7 protein-coding genes and 1 pseudogene are annotated in these 9,504 nt (G+C 39.7%); 1 reads left to right on the top strand and 7 read right to left on the bottom strand.

Going from position 1 to position 9,504, the window contains the following annotated elements:
• From AB4589_RS17260 to darA, 7 genes are all read right to left on the bottom strand, one after another.
• Window positions 1-899 (bottom strand): IS5 family transposase (locus AB4589_RS17260; RefSeq protein ID WP_372101259.1); only part of this gene is annotated, 899 nt, incomplete at its 3' end.
• Window positions 900-1,093: 194 nt separating this feature from the next.
• Window positions 1,094-2,815, bottom strand: coding sequence for an ABC transporter transmembrane domain-containing protein (locus tag AB4589_RS17265; RefSeq protein ID WP_372101261.1), 1,722 nt, complete (start codon window positions 2,813-2,815; stop codon window positions 1,094-1,096).
• A 9-nt stretch (window positions 2,816-2,824) separates the two neighbouring features.
• On the bottom strand, window positions 2,825-4,117 hold the full coding sequence (darE, locus tag AB4589_RS17270; protein WP_132940527.1) for a darobactin maturation radical SAM/SPASM protein DarE: 1,293 nt from the start codon (window positions 4,115-4,117) through the stop codon (window positions 2,825-2,827).
• Between the two features lie 9 nt (window positions 4,118-4,126).
• A complete protein-coding gene (locus AB4589_RS17275; RefSeq protein WP_017100164.1) occupies window positions 4,127-4,792 on the bottom strand; it encodes an ABC transporter ATP-binding protein in 666 nt (221 codons plus the stop codon).
• Window position 4,793: 1 nt separating this feature from the next.
• Window positions 4,794-6,032 (bottom strand): efflux RND transporter periplasmic adaptor subunit, encoded by a 1,239-nt coding sequence (locus AB4589_RS17280; protein WP_017100165.1) that lies wholly within the window; start codon window positions 6,030-6,032, stop codon window positions 4,794-4,796.
• Between the two features lie 2 nt (window positions 6,033-6,034).
• Complete coding sequence (gene darB, locus AB4589_RS17285; protein WP_372101264.1) at window positions 6,035-8,341, bottom strand: darobactin export ABC transporter permease subunit; 2,307 nt, start codon at window positions 8,339-8,341, stop codon at window positions 6,035-6,037.
• A gap of 228 nt (window positions 8,342-8,569) precedes the next feature.
• The gene (gene darA / locus AB4589_RS17290) at window positions 8,570-8,737 is read right to left on the bottom strand and encodes a darobactin family peptide antibiotic (protein ID WP_017100167.1); all 168 of its coding nucleotides are present in this window, start codon (window positions 8,735-8,737) and stop codon (window positions 8,570-8,572) included.
• Between the two features lie 350 nt (window positions 8,738-9,087).
• On the opposite strand from darA, the pseudogene AB4589_RS17295 reads away from it, so the two are divergent.
• Window positions 9,088-9,373, top strand: a pseudogene (locus AB4589_RS17295) (IS5/IS1182 family transposase); the annotation flags it as partial.
• Between the last annotated feature and the right edge of the window lie 131 nt (window positions 9,374-9,504).

Below are 9,504 nucleotides of genomic sequence, written 5' to 3' on the forward strand. Positions count from 1 at the left end.
GGCATACCTAACCCAGTAAGCTTGTTCAACGCTTTTATCATCGCGTAAGTTTCACCCACCTGGGCATTGTAATTTCTTAAGCTCAATCGTCCTCCTAGCAACTGTTTAACTCGATACATCGCTGTTTCTGACAATGAACGTTTGTGGTATCCATACCGCTCTTTCCAATACTTATTTGAGCCGTATAATTTCTGGCAACCCACGGCGAGATTTCGAGGGTGACCACGCTCCCAGAAGGCTGCCCCTTCTCTTGGGGGAATAAGCGCAATGGCTCCCTTAATCTTAATAGCAGCGTGACACGCTCTCGTGTCGTAAGCGCCATCACCAGACACCTCAAGGATGCTTCGACGTGTTTGTTTCAGTAGGTTCGGGAGTACTTCACCATCTGTAACCGTTGATAAACTTAGCTCGGCGGCAATGATCTCATGAGTGCTTGTATCAACTGCAATATGCAGCTTTCGCCAGACTCTCCGCTTGCCATCCGTCCCGTGTTTTTTGACTTTCCATTCACCTTCGCCATAAACCTTAAGGCCAGTAGCATCAATGGCTAGGTGTTGTATCGCTCCTCTCGCTTTAGTCTTAAATGAGACCTCAACTTGCTTGGCTCTACGACTGATGCAGGTGTAATGCGGACAACTTAACGGCACATGGGCTAACCTAAATATCGAGTCGATAAATCCTTGCAGCGCTCTCAGTGGCATAGAAAAAACTCGTTTCACCATGAGTGCTGTCGTAATAGCTAAATCACTGAACCGACGTGGCCTCCCGCGCTTATTCTGTTTGCTTTGCGCCCACCCACTTATTGCTTCTTCATCGATCCAGAAGGTCAGAGAACCACGGTTAATGAGCGATTGGTTGTATTGCTTCCAGTTGGTTGTTTTGTAACAAGGTTTAGGCATAAGGCTACGAGAGAGAGTGGTGGGAGCTGATCAGATCGTAGGTTCTTGATTTAGTTCCATTGAATTACGCAACAAAGCCAATTGGATGCGGAAACTCGGATTAACATCTCGAATTAATGATAATTTTCAGGTGCTCAAGCTTGCACCTTCAAGTTGACTAGGTATATGCCAACGCATTATTCAGATCCATGGCTTCAGTGTTTGCCTTTACTTATACGCTTGAAATACTTATTACTAATGATTTTATGAGGGGGATCAGCTGCAACGATGTGTCCAGAATCAACGACAACAACTTGATCCGTTAGATAAATATTATTTAGATTATGGGTAACTACTAGAACAATTTTATCTTTAGAGATCTCTTTTAGGTGTTGGTGAAAACCTATCTCAGTAGCGAAGTCCAATGAATTCGTTGCTTCATCAAATATCAGTATATCCTGTTCACTATAGAGCGCTCTCGCAATCGCAAGACGTTGCTTTTCGCCACCCGATAAGTTAGCAGCATTCACATGAATATAACTGTTAAAGGTTAGATCATTGTTTAGCATTACTGTGTCGAAATTTGATAGCTTAGACGCACGTTTAAGTCTGATTTCATCAACCTGAGTATACCGCGGCAATAATGTGATGTTTTCCCATAGTGTACCGCTAAAAAAGAAGGGGTCTTGCTCAACAAGAGTTACCCGTTTACTTCCTTGAAGAGTTTTTCCCTCGACTTCTCCCAACATTATTTTACCATGGTAATTGAAGTATAGGCCAGATATGAGCTTTATAAGTGTACTTTTACCAGAGCCAGAACGCCCAACTATTGAGTAAATATGATTTCTATAGAAGGTGTGCGATACGTTTTTTAATGCTGGGAACTCTGAGGAATTATAATAAAATGATAGATCAATCAGATCGATCTTATCCCCGTTAATGGTGTTATTTTTTTTAATTATAGTGCATTGATTATAGTCAGGCTGCAATAGACAATTAAGATGTTTCATAGCACTCTTTGCTTTAATTGTAACTGAATTAATATCACTAATAGAGGCAAAAGAATATGACATAAACAGTAAAACCATCACGAATGCGACTAATTCACCCGATGACATTGAGCCTGTTATAACATTCTGCCCTCCAACCCAAAGGACTAAAATGACACTGGAACATCCACCGAATATTATCATTATAGATATAATAGAATCAAAAAAATGCATTTTTTTTGATTCTATATAAACTGTTTTAGCTTTGGATTCGATTTGATTACCCAGTAAGTTCTCCATTTTGTGTATTTTTATAGATTCAATGCCAGACAAAGTTTCAATAATAGCTGAGTTAAACAGCGACGATGCATTTCTTTTTCGGTTGTTAGCTGCCGTAGCATTCTGACTTATCCGAAATATAACCAGAATCAAAACCGGCACAACCACAACAGACACCAAGGTCATATATAAGTTGGTAGAAAGCAAATAAATTAATCCGCACAGCAAGGTGCCAGAGGCTTGAAAAAAAATACTAAGAATGAAGTGAAGGTAAACATTGATAGCGTGAATATCATGGTCGACATTTGCATGCAAACTAGAGGGTGATACTTCATCGAACAATTGTTGTGGCTTGAACATAAGCTGTCGAATAGCGAAGCTCTGAAGTTTGGTACTGAGCATTTCCTTTACATCAAAAACTAGTTTTTTTCTAAGTCCGCTGCTAATTACAAAAGTGACTAATAACAACAAAGTCATGACGACAAAAGAGTTGAGCCGATCTATTGTCACTTCTCTATCAAACAACCGTTCAATCGTATAAGCTATAAAGAACGAACTACCAACAACCATAAAGTTTAATATAATTATCAAAACCATGTGCCAAAATTTTTCGGCGCATAGCGACTTAAACTTCGCATAAACAATATTATCTGGGATAGTTTTTACCATTATATTTAATTATTTTACTAATGATTCTTTAATGACTTTTAACAATTTACCTGTACCACAACACTTATCATTATAGCCTTCAACATGACGGGAATTAATAACACGGTCATGTGGGCAACCGCCATTACAAACAGAAAACCACTCACATTCACCCATACGATTATGGGATTCAACCTCTTCTTTTATTGAATCTTTATTATGACGAGATTTTTCTAATAAAGTAGCCAAATCGGATTCCATTAACGAACCGTAGATACTACCAACCTCTCCAACATATTTATCACATGGAGAAACATCTCCATTAGGTTCTATAGTAACAATCTCTTGTGAACAATTACCTGACCAATAGCATGCAGACAATTTTTTTTCTTTGCCTGATAATACCTCAATAAAGTTATCGAACATACGAATTTGTATTTTTTGTTGATATGAAGTATACCAAACTTTATATATATCACTCAAAAATTTAATATACTCCTGATAACTAATATAGGCTGTACCAATATCATCTCCTGGTTTAGCACGGTTATCAGGCACAATGTTTAGAAATTCAATATCATTCAATTCAATCGAAGTTAAGTAGCTGAGGAGTTTCTCCGGCTCGATATTGTACAAATCTCGGTCGACTACAATCAGCGCACCATATGGTATTCCATATAGTTTCAATTGCTTAATTCCATTTGCTACTTTATGACTGGTTGGCCGTCCTCTTACATCGAGACGTCGGCTATCATGTATCTCAGGTACACCATCGAAACTAATACCGACAGACATGCCCATTCCTTTTAAAAAGGTGAACCATTCCCGTGAGATATTAACAGCATTCGACTGCATAGTATTGGTAATAACATGATCTTTACGTTTAAACTGCTCTTGCAACCATATAAGCTTTTTGAAGAACTCAGTCCTTAACAAAGTCACTTCACCACCATGCCAGACAAACTCAACCCGCGATACATTAGGTATTGATAATATACGTTTCACAATTGTCACTAGTCTCTCAAACTTGATTGTTTGATTTGGTCCTTCAGCCCAAGAATGACAGTAAGTACATCTGAGGTTGCATAAACGTGTTGCCTTAAGAACAACTACTAACTTGTTTGCTCTCAATGGCTTTGCATCAAAGCTCTTATTTATTTGAAAATTAAATAACTCAAGTTCCTCGTCATCTAAAATGTCACTACCTTTGATTTCACCAATCATTTGTGAAGCCAATCTATTATATTGAAAATCAGTCACTTCTAATTGATCAATCGAACTGATTGGCTCATCTACTACCTTAACAGAAATATCTCCAAGCATAATTCCCCCCTAAACTACTAGCGTTCCTTCAACCATTTTTAGTTGCCTATTTGCCACGCTTGCCGCTTTTTCACTGTGCGTGACCATCACGATGGTGGCGTTACATGCAGTGTTCGCATGCTGCAAAATATCGAGAATATTTTGTCCTGTTTTATCATCTAAATTTCCTGTCGGCTCATCAGCAAGAATGATTTCTGGTTTACAGGCCATGACCCTTGCAATCGCAACACGCTGCTGCTGCCCCCCTGATAATTGACTCGGGTAATGTTCTTTTCGACTTGATAGCTCCATCAGTTCGAGCTCTTTCTCGGCAAGGGCGATACACTCTTGCTGTGAAATACCACGAAACTTGAGCGGCAACATGACGTTTTCAAGTACCGTCATATCAGGAATGAGGTTGAATGACTGGAAAACATAGCCCAATAGTCCGCGCCTGTAGTTCAATTTCTGTTTTTGAGAGAGCCCACAGACATTGGTGCCATTGAGCTCAAATTGCCCTGAATCAATATTAGAAAACAACCCAATCGCATTGAGCAGGGTTGATTTTCCTGAGCCCGATTTCCCCATAATTGCCACAAACTCGCCTTTGTCGACCTGCATAGAGACATTATTTAATGCCGTTGTTTTTAGCTTTTTGGTATAAAAATGTTTATAGACATTCTCAAGCTTAATCATGCTACTCAATGTATATCTCCTCTTCGTAATTTTTATCCCAATCTAGAACAATCAACGTTTTACCAAGAAGATCCATGTTGTCTACCAGTAGGACATTACCAATGGTATTTTTGATAGAGATGGGGGTTTTTACGGCCTTAGATTGATTTTTGGAAAGCAAATAGACAAACACATTACTGTTTTCTTTGAAAGTCGCATTCACAGGGACACTGGCTTGCAACGTTTCAGTTGCGTTGGTTAGTTCGATTTCGATGGATTGTCCGACTTTGATATTGCGGGCAACGCTTTCAAGTAAGCGCACTTCAAGGTGCATGCGAAACTGACCTTGTTTTACCTTTGGGAAAATCTTAAGAACATTCAGTTCGACATTACGATTATCGAACGATGCAAGTACTTGCATCGATTCATTGACGCGATCCAAGTAGAATTCACTGAGCTCGACTTCGATTAAGAAGTTATCAATGATGTCTAATGACCCAAATTCCTCTTTGGGGAGTATCTGTTGCCCTAGCTCAATGTCAAAACCAACCAAATTCCCCGAAATTGGGGCACGAACTACTAAATTTCTTTCACTTTCCTGAAGCTTTAGTAAGAAGTTTTTTAGAATATCAACGGTATCATTAAGCTCCGTCAGTTGATGTTGGATATTGTTTTTCTGAGACTGGTAATAGGTCGACAAGACCTTTCGCTTGGCGATCCAACGAGAGAGGTCATCTTGCAAATATTGAGCATCCGATTTACTAATGAGATCTTTCGTTAGCAACCGCTCTTTTTGTTCCAGTTCTCGATAAATGACCTTGACGTTGAAGATGGCATCTTCAAGTGACAATTGTGTCGATTTCATCTCGCTAGCAAGGTTGAGACGGGTATTTCTGAGGTTACTAATCTGTTCAGAAACCTGAGCCACCTTCTCTGTAATATTCAAAGTGTAGTCATAGTTCTCCAACTCAAGGAGTATGTCACCTTGCTGAACATAGGACTGTTTTTTGTTAATGTAGTACTTTACCCGCCCGCCAATATCAGACGACAATTTAATCGATTTTCTTGGTTTAATTGTCCCCATGGTGGTGATCTTGGTGCGAAAGCCCTCCACGGTGACTAGCTCCAACTCAGAGCTTGAGACCGTTGATATCATTCGATATTGACTAACACCCATGAGCACAATAACAACCAGCAACACAAGGATCGCCAGTGCTATTTTGGTCTTATGGTGATGTTTTGGTTCTCTTGCCGAATCCATAATCATTCCTTCAGGTCAGCAAGAAACTGTTTTCTACTGATAACGAGGCTTAGAGAAATGATAAAGGCGATCGTTGCAGCCACAACCAATAGTGACATGACGTAATGACTTAGGCCAAATTGCACCCCATCAAGCGCTAGAATTTTTCTACTGATCGCTGCGTATCCCAACAGCACACCAACGCCAGAAGCACCGAGGTAAATGAGTATGTTATTCTTAAACACATACCAACATATCGATTTTAATCCAGCACCTAGCTGCCTCATGATGCTCAAGGAGAACCGGTTTCTCTCAACTTCAACTAGTGAATTCGTCATGGTGTTTAGCAAAAGCAGGACAATATTTAACACGATGACAAACAAAAGATAAATAACGATTGTACTCAAATCTGAATACTCTTCATCTCGGGCATCAAGGCTGGATATAAAGGTAGTATCGTTCAATACCACCTTGGTAGCATCATCATTCACGATAAGATAATTGGCTTTTGTCTCATCTATGATGATCATAATGGGTTCAAAGGATGGCTTGACTTTGCCCAGATAAAAGTTACTCACAACGTCAACAACTTGAATCTCTTTTACACCATCACCAAGATTGGTGTAAAAGGTATGCTCAATCAATTTCTCAGCGCTAATATTGGCGAATAAGTGAGAAAATGCCTCAGTGACGATCACAAATACTCTTTTAGACGTGTCTTTTTCACGTAAGACTGGCACAGCATGGTTTTGTGTCAGGACCGTGAGTCCTAGGATGTTGACAATCTCGGGCCCTGCGTAAAAATATTTGGCCTGTATGATTTTTTCATCCATGGTTTGTTGCGCGGTTGAGACCGAAGCGTAACTCACCGATCTATCAAACGGATACCAACTGGTGGCTTCGGAAACCTGACCTTGTTCCGCATTAATGCGATCCCTTAAATAACGAGCCTTGCTGTCATTACGCCCATTCAATTTAGCATAATGCGTGCGTTTGATATCGTATCCATAATCGACTTGTTTAACAGAGAGCAGCTCGTAGGTCACACTCACAGAGATGAATATGACCATCGTCGTTATAACGATCTGTATCATCATTATAAATTTGGTAATGTGCACCATATTGAGGTCAGAAAACCTTGAGATGCTTTGGCCTTCTTGTAATGCAATCGCTTGGGAGACCACCAGAGCGATCACGGTGACATAAACGACTACAAAACAAATCAGCATCACGACAGACATGACCCACTGAACTTCGGTACTGAGCACAGATAAGAAGGTAAACGCCTCAGTTAAAAAAAACAAACCCGCATTAAAAATAGAGATCGACAGCACCACCCCACCCAGTAACGCTATTCTTCTTTCCATTAAGGCGTTAAGAATAATTTGGTAATAACTTCCACCAATACTTAACATTGTTCTAATTCGTTCAACTTGCGATAACTGTATGGAAATCATTGAACTCACAAAGCCAACAAAGCCTAATAAAAAGGAGAAAACACAAACGCCATAAATCAGGTATAAGCTGGATTTTGAAAATGTCAGGCCAAGCGCATCAGAAAAGTTCAAATCATAATGTAGCTGTGAGATAGGCCGCTGCGATAATTGTATAAAAGATTCAGGGGTAAAAGGCGCGCCGGGAATTTGTGGCGCATTTTCAAGGATAATCTGGTTTAGATTCAAAGGAGTTTTGTTTTTTAAATCAACAAAGACATCGACATGCGTATCATACCAGTTGTCATATTGAGACTTGATGACAGAATCATAAGTGGGAGAAAAAGCGATGATCATATCTGGTCTGATGGATGAGCGCTTATCTAACTTAATAATGCCTTCTACTTGGTACAGGCCTAGTCCGTTCAGTTTAAGCCTTTTTCCGATCAATGAACGAGGGCTTCGAGTGAGTTTTCTTGCAAAGGGCTCTGACAGGTAAACCCCGTTGCTACTCATTGCGAACTCACCGTCATTGTCAAGTTTTAGCATCTTTCGGGCCGATTCATCCATCGCAAGTACGTCGGCACTTTTCACTTCTTCAGTGCCATAGGAGATAGTGACCAATTCACTTTTAACCCTACCGACACTTTTAACCTGTGGGTGTTCACGAAGTTTCGAAAGTAAGGCAGCAGGGGCTTTTGAACTCTTTACATGATCGCCATTAGGTAGGTTAAATTGCGTCTCTATCTTAAATACGGTCTCGCTAATCTGGCTATTTATATCATGATCGGACCACATAAAGACCAGCATCACACCAAGTAAAACAGTGCCTAATGAAATAGAAAACATACCCGTTATGGAAGACAATATCTTTGGGCTAGTAAAAGTTTTCAACATCTAAAATTCCTATTTAAAACGACTTACTGAAGTGAACTAAGTATAAATAAGGCTGCCATTGACACTAAACATCGTATATTTTAAAACTAAGGTAATAATGCACGGTAGAACTATGTGCTTAGACAATTTTTACAATAATCAGGTAAAATAAATATATATTCCATATTATTTATCACATTGATATAGACTGCCAAAACGACGGCTATCTGACAGTCTACACTAAGAAGTCTAGAATGATTTCGACCAGTTCCAAGCTGTAATAGGAGGTGAAATATTAATACTGTTTACTTGCTCCTGATCAAATTTTGTAAGTTCTAAGTTCATTTCTGAAAAACTACTCATTAACGCATCTAATCTCTCAGAAATTGATACTTTTTCTTTTTCTATGATAATCATAATAATAATTGTTCCTTAATTTTTTTGAAAATATATACAGCGAGGAAAAAATATCGTTGGGAGTCCTGACATGGAATTAAATTAAATATAATTTATATTTGGATTTGTTGAGTAATTCAGTGAAACTCAATCCAGAACCTACGCTCTGCTCAGCTACATTCACTCCCTCTCGTAGCTTTCCTTCACCTCTTTACAAAACAACCAACTAGAAGCAAGACAACCAAGCGCTCATTAACCGTGGTTCTCTGACCTTTTGGATTGATGAAGAGGTGGTAAGTGGCTAGGCGTAAAGCAAACAGAATAAGTGCAGTTGGCCTCATCGATTCAGTGATTTAGCCATCACGGCAGCGCTCATCCCTCCAAGAGAAGGCTCAGCTTCTGGGAGCGTGGCCACCCCCGAAATCTCGAAGTTGGTTGCCAGAAGTTGTACGGTTAAAATAAGTCTTGGAAACAGCGGTATGGTTATCACAAACGTTCACTCTCAAAAACAGCGATGTATCGAGTTAAATAGTTGCTAGGAGGATGATTGAGCTTAAGAAATGACAATGCACAGGTGTAGTGGAAACTTACGCGATGATAAAAGCGTTGAACAAGCTTACTGGGTTAGGTATGCCTGAAACTTGTCGTCTTGACTAAGAAACACACTAAACGGGACGACTCTGTATCTAAACTGAATTACGCAACAAAGCCCACACAATGAGGCATTTCTGAGGTCGAACGTGCCACGGGTAAAAATTCAGCCTGTGATGGTTTTGGACATAAATAAG

The organism is Vibrio sp. 10N.222.49.A3 (assembly GCF_041475145.1).
Lineage (GTDB): Bacteria > Pseudomonadota > Gammaproteobacteria > Enterobacterales > Vibrionaceae > Vibrio > Vibrio tasmaniensis_A.

Coding starts and splice junctions, on each gene's coding strand:
- darB (WP_372101264.1), bottom strand. CDS start 8,341: ATGTTGAAAACTTTTACTAGCCCAAAGATATTGTCTTCCATAACGGGT.
- darE (WP_132940527.1), bottom strand. CDS start 4,117: ATGCTTGGAGATATTTCTGTTAAGGTAGTAGATGAGCCAATCAGTTCG.
- AB4589_RS17265 (WP_372101261.1), bottom strand. CDS start 2,815: ATGGTAAAAACTATCCCAGATAATATTGTTTATGCGAAGTTTAAGTCG.
- AB4589_RS17275 (WP_017100164.1), bottom strand. CDS start 4,792: ATGATTAAGCTTGAGAATGTCTATAAACATTTTTATACCAAAAAGCTA.
- AB4589_RS17280 (WP_017100165.1), bottom strand. CDS start 6,032: ATGGATTCGGCAAGAGAACCAAAACATCACCATAAGACCAAAATAGCA.
- darA (WP_017100167.1), bottom strand. CDS start 8,737: ATGATTATCATAGAAAAAGAAAAAGTATCAATTTCTGAGAGATTAGAT.